This window comes from Pseudomonas sp. Pseusp97 (assembly GCF_047304025.1).
In the GTDB taxonomy this organism is placed as follows: Bacteria; Pseudomonadota; Gammaproteobacteria; order Pseudomonadales; family Pseudomonadaceae; genus Pseudomonas.
The window spans coordinates 15,110-36,585 of record NZ_JBGLYK010000026.1 but is presented as its reverse complement, the minus strand read 5'-3'; the positions used below and the strand labels follow the sequence as shown (position 1 = coordinate 36,585).

Genomic DNA, 21,476 nt, shown 5'->3' with positions numbered 1-21,476 from the left:
TCCGGTGACTGTCCTGCAGAGTCTTCCCGTGGCGCTGGCGCAGTTGCCGGAACTGACCCGGCAACTGGCCGAAGGCGCTTCGGCCGTGGATCGCAGCGGTGAGTTTCCCCACGCCAACCTGGCCCTGCTGCAACGCCACGGTCTGCTCGGGTTGGCCCTGCCTCCCGCGCTGGGCGGTCCCGGGGCGAGCCTGGGCGAACTGCGCCAGGCGGTCGGCGCGGTGGCCCGTGGCGAACCCTCTACCGCACTGGTGCTGTGCATGCAGTACCTGCACCTGCGCCGGCTGGCCGACAACCCCGCCTGGCCCGAAAGCCTCAAGCGCCGCGTCGCTCGCGAGGCGCTGGAGCAAGGCGCACTGATCAACAGCCTGCGGGTGGAACCGGAGCTGGGTTCTCCCGCCCGCGGCGGCCTGCCACAGACCATCGCCCGGCGCCACGCCGATGGCTGGCGACTGTCCGGCCACAAGCTCTACACCACCGGTATTCCCGGCCTGACCTGGCTGGCAGTGTGGGCGCGCAGCGACGAGCCGACCCCACGCGTGGGCAGTTGGCTGGTGCACCGCGACAGCCCCGGCATCCGCATCGTGGAAAGCTGGGACCACCTGGGCATGCGCGCCACCGGCAGCCACGAGGTGATCTTCGAGGACGTGCCCGTGCCGCTGGACCACGCCATCGGCCTGTATCCCCATGACCAGCCGCCGGCGCCGGACGAGGCGGTTACCCGCGACTTCGCCCAGGCCAGTGCGGCGTTGCTGGGCGCCCTGTACGACGGTGTTGCCCGCGCGGCCCGCGACTGGCTCGTGCAGTGGCTGCGCGAGCGGGTGCCGGCCAGCCTCGGTGCGCCCCTGGCGAGCCTGCCGCGCATGCAGGAAGCGCTCGGCGACATCGAAGGCCTGCTGCTGCAGAACCGCCTGTTGCTGGATGCGGCCTGCCGCGACTGGCTCAGCGCCAGCGACTCCGGCCTGATCAAGGTCTCGGTCACCGACAACGCGATCGCGGCGGTCGAAAAAGCCTTGGAGCTGACCGGCAACCATGGCCTGAGCCGCCACAACCCGCTGCAACGACATTACCGCGACGTGCTCTGCGGACGCGTCCACACGCCGCAGAAGGACAGCGTCTGGATCGCGGCGGGGAGGGCGGCGCTGTCGCCCTGAGCGGATCGATCACCGAAAAGAAACAACGGCCATATCGGCGACCGCACCGGCGGAACGGATAGCCCCAGCACACCCCTTTCGCTTGCGTGCGCAGCCCTATGGAGATTGCCCCATGAAACGATCCCTGAGACTTCTCGCCGGCCTGCTGGCCGCGACCCTGCTGGCCGGCGCCGCCCATGCCGGCGAACCCGTCACCCTGCGCCTGGGCGATGTGAAGGGCGACCGCTACGCCGCCCTGCGCGCCTCCGGCGAGCTGGAAAACCTGCCCTACAAGCTGGAGCTTTCCGCCTTCCCCTCCGGCGCACCGGTGCTCGAGGCGCTGAATGCCGGCGCCCTGGACATCGGCTTCACCGGCGACATTCCCTTCCTGTTCGTCTATGCCGCCGGCGCGCCGCTCAAGGCGGTGGGCGCCTGGCACTTCAACCCGGCGACGGTGGCGCTGGTGGTCGGCAAGGACTCGCCGATCCACTCGGTGGCCGACCTCAAGGGCAAGCGCATCGCGGTGAACCGCGGCGGCTGGGGGCACTTCATGGCACTCGGCGCCTTGCGCCGCGCCGGGCTCAAGCCGGAGGACGTGACCTTCTCCTTCCTCGGCCCGGTGGACGGCCGCGCCGCCCTGGTACGTGGCTCGGTGGACGCGTGGGTGCCCTGGGAGCCGTACACCTCGAGCGCCGTGCTGCTCGACCAGGCGCGGGTGATCGACAACGGCGACGGCATCATGACCGGCTACTCCTATGCGCTGGCCAGCGACGCCGCCATCGCCGGCAAGAAGGACGCCATCGCGGACCTGATGACGCGCCTGGCGCGCGCCCAGGTCTGGGCGCTGCAGCATCCGGATGTCTTCGCCGCCGCGCTGGCCAAGGACCTGAACATGCCCGCCGAAGTCACCCGGCGCTGGGTCGGCGAGGCGCGCATCAGCCCCATCGTGTTTGACGAACGCATCGCCGCGACTCTGCAGAAGGCCGCCGATTTCTTCCATGGCGAAGGCGTACTGCCCAAGGCGCTGGACGTCGCCCCGGCCTTCGATTTCAGCCTGTCGCGCGGCGCCTCCGAGGTGTCCCGCAGCCTGCCCGCCGACCTTACCGTCGGTCAGCGTTGAGGAGCGTTTCCATGCGTACTTTCCTGAGTCTGTTCGTCCTGCTGTTTCTGGCGACCGGTCCTGTCTCTGCTGCCGAGCGCGTCACCCTGCGCCTGGCGGACCAGAAGGGCAACATGCGTGCCCAGCTGGAAGCCGCCGGTGCGCTGAAGGACCTGGATTATGAGATCCAGTGGTTCGAGTTCCCCGCTGCCGCGCCCCTGGCCGAGGCGCTCAACGCCGGCGCCGTGGACGCCGGGATCATCGGCGATGCGCCGCTGCTGTTCGCCCTGGCCGCCGGGGCGCAGGTGAAGGCCATCGCCGTGGACAAGTCCGACCCCTACGGGACGGCGGTGATCGTTCGCGAGGATTCGCCGCTGCGCTCGGCCGCCGATCTCAAGGGCAAGCGCATCGCGACCGGGCGCGGTTCCATCGGCCACTTCGTCGCGCTCAAGGCGCTGGCGGCAGCCGGGTTGAGCGAGAAGGACGTGGAGTTCCGCTTCCTCGGGCCGGTGGATGCGAAGATGGCGCTGGCCAATGGCTCGGTGGATGCCTGGGCGACCTGGGAGCCCTATACCGCGCTGGCCGAGACCGCCGACAAGGCCCGCGTGCTGGCCAACGGCCGCGGCCTTTGGGCGGGCAACAGTTTCCTCGCTGCTACCGACCAGGCACTGGCCGATCCTGCCCGGCGCGTCGCCCTACAGGATTATCTGCAACGCCTGGCTGGCGCCCAGCGTTGGGCCTACGAGCACCTGGACGACTACTCGCGCAGCCTGGCGAAGATCATCGGCTTCCCCGAGGCGGCCGCGCGTCTGCAATTCGAGCGACGGCAGCTGCGCTGGCAGGCGCTCGACGCGCAAACCCGCGCCCAGCAGCAGGACACCGCGGATTTCTACCAGGCCCATGGGCTGATCCCCAAGCGCCTCGAGGTGGGCCCGACTTTCGCCAGCGGCTTCGCCGTGGAGCAGGGCCCGACGGTCGGTGCGCGGCAGCCGTGACGGTTCTCAGCTAAGGCAAAAAGGTTATTTAACCTTGGTGCGGCGCTTGGATATGGTTCTAAGTGCCGCTCTGCCCGCCGCCGCTCTACGGCGCTGTAACGGAGCCTGTCACGAGTCCTTTTCCGCCTCAGTCCACCCGCGCGCGCAACGCCCAGGCCACTGATCCTCCCGACCTTTGCGAGGTGTGCATGAGTGTCGCCCCGTTCCGGCTGGCCGCGGCCCGGCCGGTCGCCCCACCTGTTCCCAGCGCTGCCGGGCACTGGGCCCGCGCGCTGCGCGAGTCCGGCCTGCTGCGCCTGTCCTTGCCGGCCCAGCTGGGCGGCAGCGCCAATCCCTGGCGCGACATCCTGCAGACCCTGCGCGATCTCTGCGAGCGCGATGGCGGGCTGGCGCGGCTGTTCGCCGTGCATCATCTGCAACTGGCCCGCGTCAGCCTGTTGGGCAGCCGCGAGCAGGTCCAGCGCCTGCTCAACCTGACGCTGTTGCGCGAGCCGCTGTGGGGCGCGCTGGGCGATGGCCCGGCGCTGCAGGCGGCCGAGCATGTGCGCGGCGGCTTCCGTGTCAATGGCCTGGAGCTGGACGCCTTCACCGTCGAAGCCGCCGACTGGCTGGTGCTGCGCGCCTGGTACGAGCCCGGCCGCGATTATCTCTACGCCGCACTGCCCGCGACCCGCGCGGGTCTGGTGCTGCGCAGCGGCGCGCAGTGCAACGAGCTGCGCCTGCATCCCGAGGACATCCTGTTGCCGCCGGGCCTGGCGATCACGCCGCGGCGCACCCTGTGCGACGGGCTGGCGCTGCTGCTGGAGGCCACTGTCGCCCTGGGATTGGCGACCCAGGCCGCCGATCGCCTGGAGGTGGCCGAGACCTCGGCGCTGTCGCGCCTGATTGGCCTGGGCCTGGTGCTGAGCGAGCAGGCGGCGGCGCAACTGGATGAAGACATCCAGGCAGGCGCTGCCTTGAGTTTCAGTCGCGCCGGCTATTTCTCCAACCTGGCCATCCAGGCGCTGGCGGTGGCCCGCGAGGCGGCGCAGAGCAGCCTCCGCGCGGAGGGCGTGAGGGCCCGTCTGCTGGGGGCTGCGCACTGATCGTGCGGTACATCCGCCAGGTATTAGTTAAGAACTAAAAATTATTTATTTCTGATTTTTTATACCTGTAATCTTCACATCAACCGGACCACCGGACTCATCCAGCCCTACCTGACCTGTCCAGTGGTCCGCCTCGCTCTGCGGGCGGCCAACCCGTATCCGAGGAGCCGTACCATGTCCCGCAGCCTTTTCCTGCGCCGCTTCGCCGTTGGCCTGAGTGCCTCGGTCGCCCTGTTCGGCGCCCTCAGCGCGCAAGCCGAAGAGACCCTGCGCATCGGCTTCCAGAAGTCCTCCACCCTGCTCACCGTCATCAAGGCGCAAGGCAACCTGGAACGCGAGCTGGGCAAGCAGGGCATCAAGGTCACCTGGCATGAGTTCCCCAGCGGCCTGCCGCTGCTCGAATCGCTCAACGTCGGCAACGTCGACCTGTCCGCCGACGTCGCCGACACCGTTCCCGTCTTCGCCCAGGCCGCCGGTGCGCAGCTGACCTATTTCGCCCGCGAAACCCCGTCTCCCACCGCGCAGTCGATCCTGGTGCCGCAGGACTCGCCGCTCAAGTCGCTGGCCGACCTCAAGGGCAAGCGCGTGGCCGTGACCAAGGCCGCCGGCAGCCATTACCTGCTGATCGCCGCGCTGCAGAAGGCCGGGTTGAAATTCTCCGACATCCAGCCGGCATACCTGACGCCCGCCGATGGCCGCGCCGCCTTTGAGAACCACAAGATCGATGCCTGGGTGACCTGGGACCCCTATGTCGCCAGCGCCCAGCGCCAGCAGAACGCCCGCGTGCTCGCCGATGGCAAGGGCCTGGCCAGCTACCAGCGCTACTACCTGGCCTCGACGGCCTACGCCAAGGCGCACCCGGAAGTGCTCAAGCAGGTCTTCGCCGAGCTGCAGAAGACCGGCCGCTGGGTGAAGGAACATCCCACCGACGCCGCCAAGGTGCTCGGCCCGCTGTGGGGCAACCTCGATGTCGCCACCGTCGAGCAGGCCAACGCCCGCCGCAGCTACGACGTGCAACCGGTGCGTGCCGATGGCCTCGACGAGCAGCAGCGCATCGCCGACGCCTTCTACGCCCAGGGCCTGCTGCCCAAGCCGGTGGACGCCCGCGCGGTGCCGGTCTGGCAGCCGGACGTGGCGCGCAACTGACCCAGCTTTTCCGCCGCTCCCCCGGAGCGGCCCGTCACGGCCCGGCCGGCCGCCTTTGTACGCATACCCAGGAGCTCCACATGAAACACTTCAGTGCACCGCGCCGCCTGCTGGCCGCGCTTGCCCTGGCCGGCGTCGCAGGCGCCGCCCAGGCCGACATCGTCCTCGGCTACCAGACCGGCATCGACCCGACCAAGGTTCCGCAGGCCGATGGCACCTACGAGAAAGTCATCGGCGAGAAGCTCGACTGGCGCCGCTTCAACAGCGGCCCGGAAGTGGTCGCCGCCATCGCCTCGGGCGACGTGCAACTGGGCAACCTCGGCTCCAGCCCGCTGGCTGCCGCCACTTCGCGCGGCCTGCCGATCGTCGCCTTCATCGTCTCCGCGCAGATCAACGCCGCCGAGGCCCTGGTGGTGCGTAACGGCAGCAAGATCGAGAAGCCCGAAGACCTGGTCGGCAAGACCATCGCCACGCCCTTCGTCTCCACCTCGCACTACAGCCTGCTGGGCGCGCTCAAGCACTGGAAGATCGACCCGACCAAGGTGAAGATCGTCAACCTCAACCCCACCGAGATCGCCGCTGCCTGGCGCCGTGGCGACATCGATGGTGCCTTCGTCTGGTCCCCCGCCCTGGGCGAGATCAAGAAGTCCGGCAAGGTGCTGACCGACGCCGCCGAAGTCGGCCAGTGGGGCGCACCGACCTTCGAGGTCTGGGTGGCGCGCAAGGACTTCGCCGAGAAGCACCCGGAAATCATCGCCAAGTTCGCCAAGGTGAGCCTGGACTCCTTCGCCGACTACAACGCCCACAAGGCGCAGTGGACCGCCGATTCCGAGCAGGTGAAGAAGATCGCCAAGCTGACCGGCGCCGATCCGCAGGACGTGCCCGAGCTGCTGGCCGGCTCCGCCTTCCCCGAATCCCAGGCGCAGCTGTCGTCCGCCCTGCTCGGTGGCGGCACCGCCAAGGACATCGCCGGTACCGCGGCCTTCCTGAAAGAGCAGAAGCGCGTGCCTTCGGTGCTCAAGGACTACTCGCCCTACGTCAGCGCCGAATACGTGCGCCAGGCGGAGAGCGTGCAGGTCGGGCAGCGCTGAGCCGTTGCTCTTCGTTCTTCGTAGGAGCGAGCTTGCTCGCGAACACCGGGCTGCAGTGAAGTTCGGCTGGTTCGCGAGCAAGCCCGCTCCTACAGGGAGCCGCTACGTAATCCTTCTCACCCTACGGAGGGCAGAACATGAGCCGTCTGACGGCCGAGGCGGTCAGCCTCACTTTCCAGCAGCGCGGACGCGAGCGCGTCGTGCTGCAGGACCTCACTCTCAGCCTGGCCAAGGGCGAATCGCTGGTCGTGCTCGGCCCGTCCGGCTGCGGCAAGTCCAGCCTGCTCAACGTGCTGGCGGGCTTCCAGGCGCCGGACAGCGGCCGTGTGCAGATCGACGGCCGCACCCTCAGCGGCCCCGGCGGCGAGCGCGGCGTGGTGTTCCAGGACGACGCACTGATGCCCTGGCTGAACGCCCTGGACAACGTCGCCCTGGGCTTGCGCATCCGTGGTGTCGGCGCTGCCGAGCGCAATGCCCGCGCCCATGAAGTCCTCAAGCTGGTTGGCCTGGGCGAGCACGCGGACTACCGCATCTCGCAGCTTTCCGGTGGCCAGCGGCAGCGCCTGGGCCTGGCCCGCGCGCTGGCGGTGGAGCCGGATTTCCTGCTCCTCGACGAACCCTTCGGCGCCCTCGACGCGCTGACCCGCGAGCGCATGCAGGTGCTGACCCTCGACCTGTGGCGCAAGACCGGCAAGGGCCTGTTCCTGATTACCCACAGCGTCGATGAAGCGCTGTTCCTGGCCACCGACCTGGTGGTGATGGACGGCCCGCCGGCGCGCATCGTCAAGCGCCTGCCGCTGGACTTCGCCCGTCGCTACGCCGCTGGCGAGCCGGTGCGCTCGATCAAGGCCGACCCGGAGTTCGCACGCCTGCGCCAGCTCCTTCTGGATGAGTTCCTCGAAGAACCGGAGGCCGAACATGCCCACTGATACCCTCGCCGGCAAACTTCCGGCCGCCGCGCCGAATGCCCGCAGCGTACCGCGCGATTACCGCCGCTGGGCTGCCGCCGGCAGCGTCACCGGCATCTTCGTGCTCTGGTGGCTGGCCACGCACCTGGGCTGGGTCGATACGCTGTTCCTGCCCACGCCGGAGCAATTGGTGGAGGCCTTCCAGCGCCTGCTCGCCGAGGGCTACGTCGATGCATCGCTCTGGCAGCACATCGGTACCAGCCTGCTGCGCGTGCTGCTGGCGCTGGGTGCAGCGGTGCTGACGGCAATTCCGCTGGGCATCCTGATGGGCCTCAACCCGCTGGTGGGTGCGGCCTTCGATCCGCTGGTGGAGTTCTACCGCCCGGTGCCGCCGCTGGCCTACCTGCCGCTGATCGTCATCTGGTTCGGCATCGGCGAGCTGTCCAAGGTGCTGCTGATCTACCTCGCGCTGTTCGCGCCCCTGCTGATCGCCACCGCCGCCGGCGTGCGCCGTGTGGACAAGTCGCGCATCCAGGCCGTGCGCTGCCTGGGCGCCAGCCGCCTGCAGGTGGTACGCCACGTGATCCTGCCCAGCGCGTTGCCGGAAGTCCTGACCGGTTTGCGCATCGCCCTGGGCGTAGGCTGGTCGACCCTGGTCGCCGCCGAGCTGATCGCCGCCAACCGCGGCCTGGGCTTCATGGTGCAGTCCGCCGCGCAGTTCCTCGCTACCGATGTGGTGGTGCTGGGGATCCTGCTGATCGCGGCGATTGCGCTGAGCTTCGAGCTGGGGCTGCGCTGGCTGCAGAGGCGGTTTGCTTCCTGGGAGTGACTTTCTGCCAGGCAGGGTAAAAGCCCCTCTCCCTAACCCTCTCCCTGAAGGGAGAGGGGACTGTACGGAGTGGCTTCGAGACCCCTGCCTCATTGATGAATCTGCATGGCTGAAGGACTGGACCGTCCTTCCCGAGCACACCGAACAACCCCCTCTTCCTTCAGGGAGAGGGCTGGGGAGAGGGGCTCTCCCCGTGAACCTCACGAGAGAACACGAACATGACCACCCTGAGCATCGAACCCATCAGCCCGGCCCTGGGCGCCATCGTTTCCGGCGTGCGCCTGGCCGATCCGCTGGACGACGCGGCGCAGCGCCAGATCGAACAGGCCCTGCTCGATCATCACGTGCTGTTCTTCCGCGACCAGCCGCTGACGCCGAGCCAGCAGGCGAAGTTCGCCGCACGTTTCGGCGACCTGCACATCCATCCGATCTACCCCAGCTCGCCGGAGCAGCGCGAAGTCATCGTCCTCGACACCGCCGTCACCGACGTGCGCGACAACGCCATCTGGCACACCGACGTGACCTTCCTCGAAACCCCGGCGCTGGGCGCCGTGCTGGCCGCCAAGCAGTTGCCGCCCTACGGTGGCGACACCCTGTGGGCCAGTGGCATTGCCGCCTTCGATGCGCTGTCGAAGCCGCTGCAGCAATTGCTCGACGGCCTCACCGCGACCCACGACATCAGCAAGTCCTTCCCCCAGGAGCGCTTCGGTGCCACTGACGCGGATCTCGCGAGGCTGGAAGAGGCGCGCAGGAAGAACCCGCCACGCAGCCATCCGGTGATCCGCACGCACCCGGTCACCGGGCGCAAGGCGCTGTTCGTCAGCGACGGCTTCACCACCCGCATCAACGAGCTGGAACCGGCGGAAAGCCGCGCCATCCTCGACCTGCTGTTCGCCCACTTCGCCCGCCCGGAGTTCACCGTGCGCTGGCGCTGGAAGGAAAACGACGTGGCCTTCTGGGACAACCGCGTGACCCAGCACTACGCGGTGGACGACTACCGCCCGCAGCGTCGGGTGATGCACCGCGCGACGATTCTCGGCGACAAGCCGTTCTGACGGCTTTTGTTCGGGTAGGGCGAATAACCCGGAACGGGTTATCCGCCGCCGTGGCGGATAACGCCACAGGCGTTATGCGCCCTACGGAACTGACCGGCTTTTCGTAGGAGCGAGCTTGCTCGCGAACCGCATGAAGCCGGCTTCATAGGTGAATCCGTTCGCGAGCAAGAGCTAGTGGCGGATACCGCCTTAGGCGTTATGCGCCCTACGGAACTGACAGGCTTTTCGTAGGAGCGAGCTTGCTCGCGAACCGCATAACGCCGAACCCTCTGGGGGATGCGTGCGCGAGCAAGCTCGCTCCTACAGGGATGCCGGGCCCCGTGCTCGGCCCGAAATCTCCCACCATCCCCGTGACTTGCGGCAACAAAGCCGCACCACAGACCGCATTCGTCGCCATTCTGGGTCGCGGTGGATGGCTCACTGTCCTACGCTTTGGCAGTTTCGCTTCATAAAGAGATTGCCTACATGCAAGAACGGATTCCCGACGAGTCCAACCTCGCCGAGCTGACGGTTCGCGGCCTGATCCTCGGCGCGCTGATCACCGTGGTGTTCACCGCTTCCAACGTCTACCTCGGCCTCAAGGTCGGCCTGACCTTCGCCTCGTCGATCCCCGCGGCGGTCATCTCCATGGCCGTGCTGCGCTACTTCTCCGGCTCCAACATCCTCGAGAACAACATGGTGCAGACCCAGGCCTCGGCAGCCGGCACCCTGTCCTCGATCATCTTCATCCTTCCGGGCCTGCTGATGATCGGCTACTGGAGCGGTTTCCCGTTCTGGCAGACCGCCGCCATCTGCTCCATCGGCGGCATCCTTGGCGTGCTCTACACCATTCCACTGCGGCGGGTGATGGTGGTGCAGAGCAACCTGCCGTACCCCGAAGGCGTGGCGGCCGCGGAGATCCTCCGCGTCGGCAGCCAGGACGAGGAAGAGGAGAAGGCCGGCAAGCCCGCCAAGGCCGGAGCGCCGGGCCTGCGCGACATCCTCGCCGGTGGTGTGGTCGCCGCTGCCTTCAGCCTGCTCAGCAGCGGCTTCAAGGTGCTCGCCGAAGGCTTCAGCTTCTGGCTCACCGCCGGGCAGGCGGCGTTCCGCCTGTCCACCGGCTTCTCCCTGGCGCTGGTCGGCGCCGGTTACCTGATGGGCATTACCGCCGGCATCGCCATCCTGATCGGCGTGGTCATTGCCTGGGGCGTGGCCGTGCCGCTGCTCTCGGTGAACAGCGTGCTGGCCGCCGGGCAGAGCCTGCCGGAGCTGGCCACCAAACTGTGGAGCAGCCAGGTGCGCTTCCTCGGCGCCGGCACCATCGGCATCGCCGCGCTGTGGACTTTGGCCACCCTGTTCAAGCCCATGGTGCAGGGCGTCTGGTCGTCGCTGAGCGCCGTGCGCGGGCGCGGTGAAGCGAGCGACCTGCGCACCGAGCAGGACCTGTCGGCGAAGTGGATCGTCGCCATCGCCGGCCTGCTGCTGGTGGCGCTGTTCGTGGTGTTCTCGGTCTTCCTCGGCGAGGCCGCGCCGGACCTGCATGGCTTCGGCTTCTGGGGCCTGGTGGCGGTCTGCGTGATCTTCGCCTTCTTCTTCGGCTTCCTGATCGCCGCCGCCTGCGGCTACATGGCCGGCCTGGTCGGTTCGTCGAGCAGCCCGATCTCCGGCATCGGCATCATCGCGGTGATCTTGGTGTCGCTGCTGATCCTGGGCGTCGGCTCGCTGGAAACCGGCTTCCTCGACCAGCAGGGCGGCAAGCTGGCCATCGCCCTGGCGCTGTTCACCACTTCAGTGGTGATCGCCATCGCGGCGATTTCCAACGACAACCTGCAGGACCTGAAGACCGGCTACCTGGTCGGCGCGACCCCGTGGCGCCAGCAGGTGGCGCTGATCGTCGGCTGCCTGGTGGGCGCGCTGGTGATCCCGCCGGTGCTGGAACTGCTGTTCAACGCCTACGGCTTCACCGGCGCCCTGCCGCGCGAGGGCATGGACCCGAACGCCGCGCTGGCCGCGCCGCAGGCGACGCTGATGACGGCGATCGCCAGCGGGATTTTCCACAACGCGCTGAACTGGAACATGATCCTGATCGGCGTGGCGCTGGGCATCGCGCTGATCCTGGTGGACGTGCTGCTGCGCCGCACCGGCAAGGCCAGCCTGCCGGTGCTGGCGGTCGGCCTGGGCATCTACCTGCCACCGACCATTGGCATGACCCTGGTGGTCGGCGCGGTCATCGCCTGGCTGCTGGAAGCCGCCCTGGCCAAGCGCGCACAGGCCGCCGGCCAGGACGTCGAGAAGTATTCCGACGAGCCCAAGCGACGGGGCGTGCTGCTGGCTTCGGGGCTGATCGTCGGCGAAAGCCTGATGGGCATCCTGCTCGCAGCGGTGATCGGCACCACCGGCAAGGACGCGCCGCTGGCGCTGGTCGGCGGCGGCTTCGAGGACTCCGCGCAGTGGCTGGGCCTGGTGGTCTTCGTGGCGATCTGCGTGCTGTTCTACCGCAAGGTCCTGACCGGCACTCGCGGCTGATCCTTCGTCCTGAAGTGAAAAAGGCGCCTGCGGGCGCCTTTTTCGTTGTCGGAGGATTCGCTTGTTCGTCGCGTATGGATTTGCGGTATCCAGGACGACCTGTAGGAGCGAGCTTGCTCGCGAACCGCCCAGCATCGGAGCTGCCGGTGAATCCGTTCGCGAGCAAGCTCGCTCCTACAGGGGTACCTGCCCGGCGTAGGAGCGGACCCTGTCCGCGAAGTCCAGCAGGGTCACGCCGATTTCGCGGACAAGGTCCGCTCCTACCAGAGCATGTCGGGATCAGCGCACCAGATGCAGGAACTGCAGGTGCCGCTCGTACTGGTCAAGCATGTCGTTGATGATCTGCTCCTTGCTGTAGCCCATCAGGTCGTAGTCCTGGCTGCCCTCGGAGAGGTGCACCTCGGCGCGGAAGTAGCGGCGGTTCTTCAGGTGCAGCCCGCCCATGCCGGCGCGGGCGAAGGACGGGGTGAAGTAGCCGCGCATCGACACCTGGTAGAGGAATGGATGCTGCGCGCCGTGGCCGATCTCCAGGCCGATTTCCAGGTTGCCCAGGTCCAGGTCGGAATCCACCTGCAGGCCCTTCTCGCGGAACACCTCGGAGACCTCGGTGATCGCCGGGCTGACCACGTCGACCATGTAGCGGTACACCTCGTCGCGGGTGGGGAAGTGCACCGCCTGGGAGATGCGCCGCTTCCAGCCGCCGGGCTTGGCCGAGGGCGGCGCCAGGGAGTGGGTGCGCGCACGCTGGCGCTGGGATTCCAGGTAGAAGGCCTTGTGCAGCCCCCACATCATCAGCAGCAGGATCAGCGAGAAGGGTAGCGAGGTGAGCACCACCGCGGACTTGAGCGCATCGATGCTGCCGGCGAACAGCAGGCCGCCGGTGACCAGCGCGGTGGCCACGCCCCAGAACACCCGCAGCCACTTCGGGCCGTCGTCGTCGGCGCTGCCGCCGTGGGCGGACAGGGTGGAGAGCACCACGGTGCCGGAGTCCGCCGAAGTGACGAAGAACACGAAGCTGACCAGTACCGTTACCGCGATCACTACGCGGCTGGCCGGGTAGTTCTGCAGCATCTGGTAGAGCGCCATGGACGGATCGCTGATGGCCACGCGGCCCAGTTCGCTGAAGCCGTGGTTGAGCACCTGGTCCAGGGCGCTGTTGCCGAAGATCGACATCCACGCCAGGGTGAAGCCCAGCGGGATGAACAGCACGCCGAAGACGAACTCGCGGATCGTCCGTCCGCGCGAGATGCGCGCGATGAACAGGCCGACGAAGGGCGCCCAGGCGATCCACCAGGCCCAGTAGAACACCGTCCAGCCACCCAGCCAGTCGCTGCCGTCCTTGCCGTAGGCGTAGAGGTCGAAGCTCTTGGTTGGCAGGGCGCCTAGGTAATCGCCGATGTTCTGTACCAGCGTGTTGAGCAGGTGCTGCGTGGGACCGGCGAACAGCACGAAGAGCAGCAGCGCGCAGGCCAGCAGCATGTTGATGTCCGACAACAGGCGGATGCCCTTGTCCACGCCGGAGACGGCCACCAGGATGGCCGCGCCCATCATCAGCGCGATCAGGGTCATCTGTACCGGATGGCTGTGGGCGACGCCGAAGAGGAAATCCAGGCCGGCATTGAGCTGCAGCACGCCGAAGCCCATGTCCGCGCCCAGGCCGAACACCGTGGCGATGATGCCGAAGCAGTCCACCGCGTAGCCGATGGGACCGTTGATGCGCTTGCCGATCAGCGGGTAGAGCGCCGAGCGCAACGCCAGCGGCAGGTTGTGGCGATAGGCGAAATAGGCCAGCGCCATCGCCACCAGGGCGAACACGCCCCAGCCGTGCAGGCCCCAGTGCAGGAACAGCAGCTGCATGGCCTGGCGCGCGGCTTCCGGAGTGCCGGCCTCGCCTTGCGGCGGCTGGGCGAAGTGGGTCAGCGGCTCGGACACGCAGAAGAAGAACAGGGTGATGCTGATGCCGGCGGCGAACAGCATGCCGGCCCAGGACAGGTAGCTGAATTCCGGCTCGTCGTGGTCGGCACCGAGCTTGATCTTTCCGTAGCCGGAAAGCGCGGTGACCACCACGAAGATCAGGTACAGCGTCATCGCCAGCAGGTAGTACCAGCCGACCGTGTCGGCGGCCCAGGACTGGGCGGCCAGCAGCCATTCACCGGCCTGTTGCGGCTGGGCGATGACGATCAGGGCGAAGAGCAGGATCAGCGCGGCCGCACCGTAGAAGACCGGCGGGTTCATGCGCATGGCGGAGGAAGGTGTTACGGACGGGGAGGATTGTGCAACGGACAAAACGGGCGGGGTCCCTCGAGATTTTCCTTGAACAAGCATTCAATGAAAACACGATTGAGCCCTGAAAGGCCAATCAGCGGGACCGATGGTCCCGCCGCCGGCCCTGGTCGAGGGCCGAGCGGAGCGGGTACTGCTTTACTTGCGGCGGTTCTTTTTCGCCTCACGGATCTCACGGCGTTCCGGGTCGGCCTTCGCGGGCGCGGTCAGGAAAGCGGTGGCGGCGAAGAAGTTGGCAAGAGCGGCAAAGCTGGTCACGGTAGTCTCCAATGGCGCCGGGGAAAATGGGTCCCGACCGCCTAATAGCCATTTTCCCTGAAGATTGTGACAAAAAGAAGTGAATGGTCTTGATGAGAGGTATTGAGGCGGTCGATGAGACTGCTTTCATGAAATGTTTCGGTAAATAGTCCTGTTTTTGACTTGTTGCTCAGGATTCCCTCTCGCGGATCTTCAGGTCGGCGAAGCCTTTCACTGCGACCGTTCGTCGCTTAAGGTGAAACGGTTCAGCGCCGCGGCTGGCCTTGCTGCGATTTACCGGCTGTCAGCACGGTGATACAGCACTTCGCGTAGCACAATTCCCGAAATAGAGCGGGGCAGCGCCGAAAAACCTGAACACGCGTGCAATATTTTGTGAAAAAGTTGTGAAGCGAGTATGGCGATTGACTTGTCGGTTCCGTTAGTCTCCCACCCGCAGGACAAAAATCCACCAACAGGGAGCATCACGAGATGGACTTCAAACGCATCGCTATTGCCACTGCACTCTTCGCTTCGCTGGCCGGTTGCCAGACCATGACCACCAACCAGGCCATCGTTCCGCTGCAGGCCGCTACCGCTCAGATGATCGGTCTGGCCTCCTCCGACGAGCTGGTCGTCAGCGACGTCAAGGCCGGTCAGCCGGACGCCCTGGGTGGCCAGGAACTCTCCTACGTCGCCACCACCACCAAAGGCCGCGTGTTCAACTGCACCTCGCGCATGATGCCGGGCCTGCTGACCGATCCGGCCAAGCTGACCAACCCGTCGTGCACCCCGGTGGTTGCGCACTCGAACACCGCTACCAAGTAAGACGTACAGTCGCCCCTGCGCGGCCCGTCGGGTCGCGCTGGCGACTGCGGCGCGGCGACTCAGCCGCGCTCGTGCTCCAGGCGTTGCAGCAGCGCACGCAGCTGCGCTTCGACGCCGGGCTGGCGCACCAGACGCTCCAGTGCCTCCTCGCTCACTCCCGTTACGCCGCCTGACTCGGCCACGCCGCCGGAAAAGTTCAGGTGCTCCGGGAGAATCTCCTCGTCCGGGCTGACCAGCAGGGCGAAGTGGATGACATTCTCCAGCTCGCGAATATTTCCCGGCCACGAATAGCCCTCCAGCGCGCGCTGGGTGTCGCTGGCGATCTGCGGCACCGGCAGTTCCAGGCGCTGCGCGTGCACGCCGAGGAAGTATTCGGCCAGCGGCTGGATATCGCCGATGCGCTCGCGCAGCGGCGGCAGCGTGAGGTTGCCGTCGTGCAGGTACTGCTGCAGCCCTTCGAGGAATTTCCCCGCTTTCACCGCCTGCCCCAGGTCGATGCTGGTGGCGGCAACCAGGCGCACGTCCACCGGGACCGGCTCGCGCGCGCCGACGCGCAGCACCTCGCGCTCCTGCAGCACGCGCAGCAGCTTCTGTTGCAGCGACAGCGGCAGGTCGGCGATCTCGTCCAGGTACAGGGTGCCGCCGTTGGCCGAGCCGAACCAGCCGGCGCGGCTGCCCACCGGGCCGTTGTGCGCACCGGGCGCGTAACCGAACAGCTCGGCGTCAGCGTAGTTGCGGCTCAATGCGCTGCAACTCACCGCGACGAACAGGCCGGGGCGCTCGCTGGCGCGATGGATGTGGCGGGCCAGCAGCTCCTTGCCGGTGCCGGTCTCGCCGTGGATCAGCACCGGCTGCGGCAACGGCGCCAGGCGCTCCACCTCGTCGCGCACTTCATGGGAGCGCGGGTCGAAGAACACCAGGGCCTTGGCACGGATGCTCAGCGGGCTCTTGTCGGCGTCGGGGAAGGTCAGCAGCGGTAGCGGCGCGTGGGGTGCATTCATGGTGTTTCTCCTTCTGCTTCTACAGCGCGTCCAGCGCCTGCAGGAAGTCGCGGACGATGTCCTCGCTGTCCTCTATGCCCACCGACACACGGATGGTGCCGTCGTGGATGTCCAGCGCGGTCAGGGCCTCGGCGGACAACGCGCGGTGCGAGGTCTTGCCGGGGTGGGTGATGCTGCTGGCGACTCCGGCCAGCGACGGGGCGAAGGCGGCGAGTTGCAGCTCGCCGATCAGCGTGTCGACCTGGTCGAGGCCGCCCTTGAGGGTGAAGCTCAACATGCCCGAATGGCCCTTGCGGAACAGCCGCTGCGCCAGTTCATGGTCCGGGTGCGAGGGCAGGCCGGGGTAGAACACGCGCTCGACCTGCGGATGCGCCTCGAGGGCTTCGGCCAGCGCCTGGGCGTTCTGCGAGTGGGCCTTCATGCGCAGGGCCAGGGTCTTGGCGCCGCGGAAGTTGAGCCAGCTCTCGAAGGGGCTGGCGCTGCCGCCGGCGTTGATCTGGAAGCGCCGCGCGGCGGCGATCCACTTCGCGTCGCCGATCAGTGCGCCACCCATGGCATCGCTGTGCCCGTTGAGGTACTTGGTGGTGCTGTGGACCACCAGGTCGGCGCCGTCGCGCAGCGGCTGGTAGAGCACCGGCGAGAGGAAGGTATTGTCGACCAGCAGCTTGAGGTCGTAGCGGTGGGCAAGGTCGGCCAGCGCCGGGACATTGCTCACGCGCACCAGTGGGTTGGAGGCGGTCTCGGTGTAGATCAGCTTCGTGGTGGGGGTGATCGCCGCTTCCACCGCTGCCAGGTCGTTGAGGTCGAGCAGGGTGGAGGCGATGCCGAAGCGCGTCAGTTCCTTCTCGATCAGGCTCTGGGTGGTGCCGTACAGCTCGCGGCTGGCGATCAGGTGGTCGCCGGCGCCCAGCACGCCCAGCAGGGCGGCGGAAATCGCCGCCATGCCGGAGGCGGAGAACAGCGCATCCTCGCCGCCCTCCAGTTCGCGCAGCAGCTCTTCCACTGCGCTGTGGTTGGGATTGCCGATGCGCGTGTACATGTAGTTGTCGGGGTTGCCGGCGAGGAAGTCATCGACCTGTTCCAGGGAGTCGTAGACGAACACCGAACTCTGGTAGATCGGCTGGCTCTTGGCGCGGGTGACCATGCGCCGGTCGGCGTCGTGGCCGGCGTGCACGGAGCGGGTGGAGGGGCCTTTGGCGTGGTCGCTCATGGCAGGTCCTTGGGAAAGAAAAACGCCGGTGGAACCTGCCCACCGGCGTCGAAGCGGGTGCGCCCAAGGCGCGCCCAGCGTGGGAGTCGTTGCGCCCGGCGCGCGGCGGGGCGACGGATCAGAAGGCGGGCACCACGGCGCCGTTGTACTTCTTCTCGATGAAGGCTTTGACTTCCGGGCTGGTCAGGGCGGCGGAAAGTTTCTTCAGGGCATCGCTGTCCTTGTTGTCCGGACGCGCCACCAGGTAGTTCACGTAGGGCGAGTTGCGGTCTTCGAGGATCAGCGCGTCCTTCACCGGGTTGAGCTTGGCTTCCAGCGCGTAGTTGGTGTTGATCAGGTCCAGGTCGACCTGGTCCAGCACGCGCGGCAGCAGGGCCGATTCCAGCTCCTTGAACTTCAGGTGCTTGGGGTTCTCGGCGATGTCTTTCGGGGTGGCCAGTGCGTTGCTCGGGTCCTTGAGCTTGATCACGCCGGCCTTCTGCAGCAGGAGCAGGGCACGGCCGCTGTTGCTGCCTTCGTTGGGGATGGCGACGGTGGCGCCGTCCGGCAGCTGGTCGATGGACTTGTACTTCTTCGAGTAGCCGCCGAAGGGCTCGACGTGCACGCCGGTCACGGTGACCAGGTTGGTGCCCTTGCCGGCGTTGAAGTTGTCCAGGTACGGCTTGGTCTGGAAGTAGTTGGCGTCCAGGCGCTTCTCGGCGACCTGCACGTTGGGCTGTACGTAGTCGGTGAAGACCTTGATCTGCAGGTCCACGCCTTCCTTGGCCAGGGTCGGCTTGATCAGCTCGAGGATCTCGGCGTGGGGAATCGGAGTGGCAGCGACGACCAGCTTCTCGTTGGCGAAAGCAGAAGTGGTGAAGGCAGCGGCGAGGGCGGTCAGAAGCAGCAGCTTTTTCATTGCGATGTCCTTGTGGGGCAGATGACCGCTGGCGTCCGGGCCGGCCGGGATGGGGCCTTCGTACGGGCGGTGGATTCTTGTTCCGCTGCTCACATGGCGGCGGTTGAGGCGAAAGTTAGCGGGATTTTTTATTCCAATAAAATATTAATTTTTCATTTTCATATTCGATTTTGTTCATATGGCTCGCCGCCGCGGGGGGCTGGGACAAGCTGTCGCGCGACACCCGGTCGCGCGGCAACCCACCACGGCGGCTGGCGCGGGGCTGCGGCGTAATATCTGTTTGCTTCATTGAGCGGCGTCAATGCGCAACGCAGGCCATTCTGTCTGTAGCGAAATGAAGTCGAACCGGCAGCAGACCGGCGGGCTCGAAAACACGTCACGCAAGAACGCCCTGCGCATGCGCAAGGTACGGTGCCCGACCCTTTACGTGAGGTCGGCGTCAGCCTGAAGAGGAATTGTCATGTTCGGATTGGAGGCGCTCGACCTGGCTCGGATCCAGTTCGCCTTTACCGTGTCCTTTCACATCATCTTCCCGGCCATCACCATCGGCCTCGCCAGTTACCTGGCGGTGCTCGAAGGCTTGTGGCTGAAGACCAGCGATGAGGTCTATCGCGATCTCTATCACTTCTGGTCGAAGATTTTCGCCGTCAACTTCGGCATGGGCGTGGTCTCCGGCCTCGTCATGGCCTACCAGTTCGGTACCAACTGGAGCGCCTTCTCGGCCTTCGCCGGGAGCGTCACCGGCCCGCTGCTGACCTACGAGGTACTCACGGCGTTCTTCCTCGAGGCCGGTTTCCTCGGCGTCATGCTCTTTGGCTGGCACCGCGTCGGCCCGGGCCTGCACTTCTTCGCCACGGTGATGGTGGCGATCGGCACGCTGATCTCGACCTTCTGGATCCTCGCCTCCAACAGCTGGATGCAGACCCCGCAGGGCCACGAGATCGTCGACGGCATCGTGGTGCCGGTGGACTGGCTGGCGATCATCTTCAACCCGTCCTTCCCCTATCGCCTGTTGCACATGGCGATCGCCTCGTTCGTCGCCACCGCCTTCTTCGTCGGCGCCTCGGCGGCCTGGCACCTGCTGCGCGGCCGCGACAACCCGGCGATCCGCAAGATGCTCTCGATGGCCATGTGGATGGCGCTGATCGTTGCGCCCATCCAGGCCATGGTGGGCGACGCCCACGGCCTCAATACGCTCAAGCATCAGCCGGCGAAGATCGCCGCCATCGAAGGCCACTGGGATAATAGCGAAGGCGGCCCGACGCCGCTGATCCTGGTCGGCTGGCCGGACATGCAGCGCGAGGAAACCCGCTTCAAGATCGAGATCCCGGTGCTCGGCAGCCTGATCCTGAACCACAGCCTGACCGAGCCGATCCCCGCGCTGAAGGACTTCCCGAAAGCCGACCGGCCCAACTCGACCATCATCTTCTGGTCGTTCCGCATCATGGTCGGCCTGGGCCTGCTGATGATCCTGGTGGGTCTGTGGAGCGTCTGGCTGCGCTGGCGCAAGCGCCTGTTCGAGAACCGCGCGTTCCTGCACCTGGTGCTGTGGATGGGGCCGTCCGGCCTGATCGCGATCCTCGCCGGCTGGTTCACCACCGAGATCGGTCGCCAACCCTGGGTCGTGTACGGGTTGATGCGCACTGCCGATGCCGTGTCCAACCACAGCGTCACGCAGATGAGCCTGACCCTGGTGATGTTCGTGCTGGTGTATTTCACGCTGTTCGGCGTGGGTATCGGCTACATGATGCGCCTGGTACGCAAGGGCCCGGTCACCCACGAAGGCCGCGAAACCAGCCACGGCGGCGCCGGGCAGAAACGTACTCCGGCGCGGCCGCTGTCGGCGGCCGATGAGGGCTTGGAAGATGGCGACAGCGACAGCCTGGAAGGGAGGAACTGAGTGATGGGCATCGATCTTCCGCTGATCTGGGCGATCATCATCATCTTCGGGATCATGATGTACGTGGTGATGGACGGGTTCGATCTGGGCATCGGCATGCTCTACCCGTTCTTCAAGGACGAGGGCGACCGCGACGTGATGATGAACACCGTCGCGCCGGTCTGGGACGGCAACGAGACCTGGCTGGTACTGGGCGGCGCGGCGCTGTTCGGCGCCTTCCCGGTGGCGTATTCGGCCGTGCTCTCGGCGCTTTACCTGCCGCTGATCCTGATGCTCGTCGGGCTGATCTTCCGTGGCGTGGCCTTCGAGTTCCGCTTCAAGGCGCGGGCCAACAAGCGTCACCTGTGGGACAAGTCGTTCATCGCCGGCTCGCTGGTTGCGACCTTCTTCCAGGGCGTGGCGCTGGGCGCCTTCATCGAGGGCATCCCGGTCGAGAACCGCGCCTTCGCCGGCGGCGCGCTGGACTGGCTGGCGCCGTTCCCGCTGTTCTGCGGCCTCGGTCTGGTGGTGGCCTACACCCTGCTGGGCTGCACCTGGCTGATCATGAAGACCGAGGGACAACTGCAGGAGCGCATGCATGACCTGGCGCGCCCGCTGGCCCTGGTGCTGCTGGCGGTGATCGGTGTCGTCAGCCTGTGGACGCCGCTGGCCCACGACGAAATCGCCCAGCGCTGGTTCAGCCTGCCGAACCTGTTCTGGTTCCTGCCGGTGCCGCTGCTGGTGCTGCTGACCTTCTACAGCCTGCTGCGCTCGGTGGCGAACAACGACCACGTGAAACCCTTCGTGCTCACCCTGGTGCTGATCTTCCTCGGCTACAGCGGCCTGGGCATCAGTCTGTGGCCGAACATCGTGCCGCCGTCGCTGTCCATCTGGGCCGCCGCCGCGCCGCCGCAGAGCCAGGGTTTCATGCTGGTGGGCGCGTTGTTCATCATCCCCTTCATCCTCGGCTACACCGCGTGGAGCTACTACGTGTTCCGCGGCAAGGTGAAGCACGGCGATGGCTACCACTAGAGGTGCGCGCGATGACCGGTGAAGAGCAGGAGAAGGCGCCGCTGCGCAAGCGCCTGGGCTGGCTGGTGCTGATCTGGGTACTGAGCGTCGCCGCCCTTGGCGTGGCGGCCTGGCTGATGCGCCTGTTCATGAGCGCGGCAGGGCTGGGCACGCCGCACTAGCCGCACTATCGATCCCATCCGGGCGCTGCTCGCAGCGCCCGTTCCCACATCCCTCGCCGGTGCTTCCAGCGGGGGATTTTTTTGTCCGGGATTCCGGTGCTTTCT

At 66.8% G+C, this 21,476-nt stretch carries 18 protein-coding genes; 14 read left to right on the top strand and 4 right to left on the bottom strand.

Going from position 1 to position 21,476, the window contains the following annotated elements; translation table 11 throughout:
* Nucleotides 1-4: 4 nt before the first annotated feature.
* The 10 genes from ACCC94_RS07840 to ACCC94_RS07795 all read left to right on the top strand — a co-directional run bounded on the left by ACCC94_RS07840 (nucleotide 5) and on the right by ACCC94_RS07795 (nucleotide 11,845).
* Nucleotides 5-1,153 carry an acyl-CoA dehydrogenase gene (locus tag ACCC94_RS07840; RefSeq protein ID WP_413348754.1) on the top strand — a complete coding sequence of 383 codons (1,149 nt, stop codon included), beginning with the start codon at nucleotides 5-7 and terminating at the stop codon, nucleotides 1,151-1,153.
* 112 nt (nucleotides 1,154-1,265) lie between these two features.
* Nucleotides 1,266-2,252: an aliphatic sulfonate ABC transporter substrate-binding protein gene (locus ACCC94_RS07835; RefSeq protein ID WP_413348747.1), complete on the top strand. Its 987-nt coding sequence runs from the start codon at nucleotides 1,266-1,268 to the stop codon at nucleotides 2,250-2,252.
* Between the two features lie 11 nt (nucleotides 2,253-2,263).
* Nucleotides 2,264-3,226 (top strand): ABC transporter substrate-binding protein, encoded by a 963-nt coding sequence (locus ACCC94_RS07830; RefSeq protein ID WP_413348746.1) that lies wholly within the window; start codon nucleotides 2,264-2,266, stop codon nucleotides 3,224-3,226.
* 188 nt (nucleotides 3,227-3,414) lie between these two features.
* A complete protein-coding gene (locus tag ACCC94_RS07825; protein ID WP_413348745.1) occupies nucleotides 3,415-4,311 on the top strand; it encodes an acyl-CoA dehydrogenase in 897 nt (298 codons plus the stop codon).
* 174 nt (nucleotides 4,312-4,485) lie between these two features.
* On the top strand, nucleotides 4,486-5,457 hold the full coding sequence (locus tag ACCC94_RS07820; protein WP_413348744.1) for an aliphatic sulfonate ABC transporter substrate-binding protein: 972 nt from the start codon (nucleotides 4,486-4,488) through the stop codon (nucleotides 5,455-5,457).
* Between the two features lie 80 nt (nucleotides 5,458-5,537).
* The gene (tauA, locus tag ACCC94_RS07815; protein ID WP_413348743.1) at nucleotides 5,538-6,548 is read left to right on the top strand and encodes a taurine ABC transporter substrate-binding protein; all 1,011 of its coding nucleotides are present in this window, start codon (nucleotides 5,538-5,540) and stop codon (nucleotides 6,546-6,548) included.
* A gap of 137 nt (nucleotides 6,549-6,685) precedes the next feature.
* Complete coding sequence (locus ACCC94_RS07810; protein ID WP_413348742.1) at nucleotides 6,686-7,477, top strand: taurine ABC transporter ATP-binding protein; 792 nt, start codon at nucleotides 6,686-6,688, stop codon at nucleotides 7,475-7,477.
* A complete protein-coding gene (locus ACCC94_RS07805; RefSeq protein WP_413348741.1) occupies nucleotides 7,467-8,285 on the top strand; it encodes an ABC transporter permease subunit in 819 nt (272 codons plus the stop codon). Before ACCC94_RS07810 ends, ACCC94_RS07805 begins: the two co-directional genes overlap by 11 nt.
* Before the next feature lie 218 nt (nucleotides 8,286-8,503).
* Nucleotides 8,504-9,340 (top strand): taurine dioxygenase, encoded by an 837-nt coding sequence (tauD, locus tag ACCC94_RS07800; RefSeq protein WP_413348740.1) that lies wholly within the window; start codon nucleotides 8,504-8,506, stop codon nucleotides 9,338-9,340.
* A 465-nt stretch (nucleotides 9,341-9,805) separates the two neighbouring features.
* Nucleotides 9,806-11,845 (top strand): OPT family oligopeptide transporter, encoded by a 2,040-nt coding sequence (locus ACCC94_RS07795; RefSeq protein WP_413348739.1) that lies wholly within the window; start codon nucleotides 9,806-9,808, stop codon nucleotides 11,843-11,845.
* A 279-nt stretch (nucleotides 11,846-12,124) separates the two neighbouring features.
* Here the strand turns inward: ACCC94_RS07795 and betT are convergent, their stop codons facing one another.
* The gene (gene betT, locus ACCC94_RS07790; RefSeq protein ID WP_413348738.1) at nucleotides 12,125-14,080 is read right to left on the bottom strand and encodes a choline transporter BetT; all 1,956 of its coding nucleotides are present in this window, start codon (nucleotides 14,078-14,080) and stop codon (nucleotides 12,125-12,127) included.
* Nucleotides 14,081-14,854: 774 nt separating this feature from the next.
* Between betT and ACCC94_RS07785 the strand changes: the two genes are divergently transcribed.
* On the top strand, nucleotides 14,855-15,190 hold the full coding sequence (locus ACCC94_RS07785) for a hypothetical protein (RefSeq protein WP_015478994.1): 336 nt from the start codon (nucleotides 14,855-14,857) through the stop codon (nucleotides 15,188-15,190).
* Between the two features lie 59 nt (nucleotides 15,191-15,249).
* Here the strand turns inward: ACCC94_RS07785 and ACCC94_RS07780 are convergent, their stop codons facing one another.
* From ACCC94_RS07780 to ACCC94_RS07770, 3 genes are all read right to left on the bottom strand, one after another.
* On the bottom strand, nucleotides 15,250-16,191 hold the full coding sequence (locus ACCC94_RS07780; RefSeq protein WP_413348737.1) for a sigma 54-interacting transcriptional regulator: 942 nt from the start codon (nucleotides 16,189-16,191) through the stop codon (nucleotides 15,250-15,252).
* Nucleotides 16,192-16,210: 19 nt separating this feature from the next.
* On the bottom strand, nucleotides 16,211-17,401 hold the full coding sequence (locus tag ACCC94_RS07775; RefSeq protein ID WP_413348736.1) for a trans-sulfuration enzyme family protein: 1,191 nt from the start codon (nucleotides 17,399-17,401) through the stop codon (nucleotides 16,211-16,213).
* Nucleotides 17,402-17,519: 118 nt separating this feature from the next.
* Nucleotides 17,520-18,299 (bottom strand): MetQ/NlpA family ABC transporter substrate-binding protein, encoded by a 780-nt coding sequence (locus ACCC94_RS07770; RefSeq protein ID WP_413348735.1) that lies wholly within the window; start codon nucleotides 18,297-18,299, stop codon nucleotides 17,520-17,522.
* Between the two features lie 460 nt (nucleotides 18,300-18,759).
* On the opposite strand from ACCC94_RS07770, the gene ACCC94_RS07765 reads away from it, so the two are divergent.
* The 3 genes from ACCC94_RS07765 to ACCC94_RS07755 are packed head-to-tail and all read left to right on the top strand — an operon-like array spanning nucleotide 18,760 to nucleotide 21,371.
* Nucleotides 18,760-20,199 (top strand): cytochrome ubiquinol oxidase subunit I, encoded by a 1,440-nt coding sequence (locus ACCC94_RS07765; RefSeq protein WP_413348734.1) that lies wholly within the window; start codon nucleotides 18,760-18,762, stop codon nucleotides 20,197-20,199.
* A gap of 3 nt (nucleotides 20,200-20,202) precedes the next feature.
* Nucleotides 20,203-21,210 carry a cytochrome d ubiquinol oxidase subunit II gene (gene cydB, locus ACCC94_RS07760; protein ID WP_413348733.1) on the top strand — a complete coding sequence of 336 codons (1,008 nt, stop codon included), beginning with the start codon at nucleotides 20,203-20,205 and terminating at the stop codon, nucleotides 21,208-21,210.
* Between the two features lie 11 nt (nucleotides 21,211-21,221).
* Nucleotides 21,222-21,371, top strand: a complete 150-nt coding sequence (locus ACCC94_RS07755; protein ID WP_413348732.1) for a DUF2474 domain-containing protein — start codon at nucleotides 21,222-21,224, stop codon at nucleotides 21,369-21,371.
* Nucleotides 21,372-21,476 lie beyond the last annotated feature (105 nt).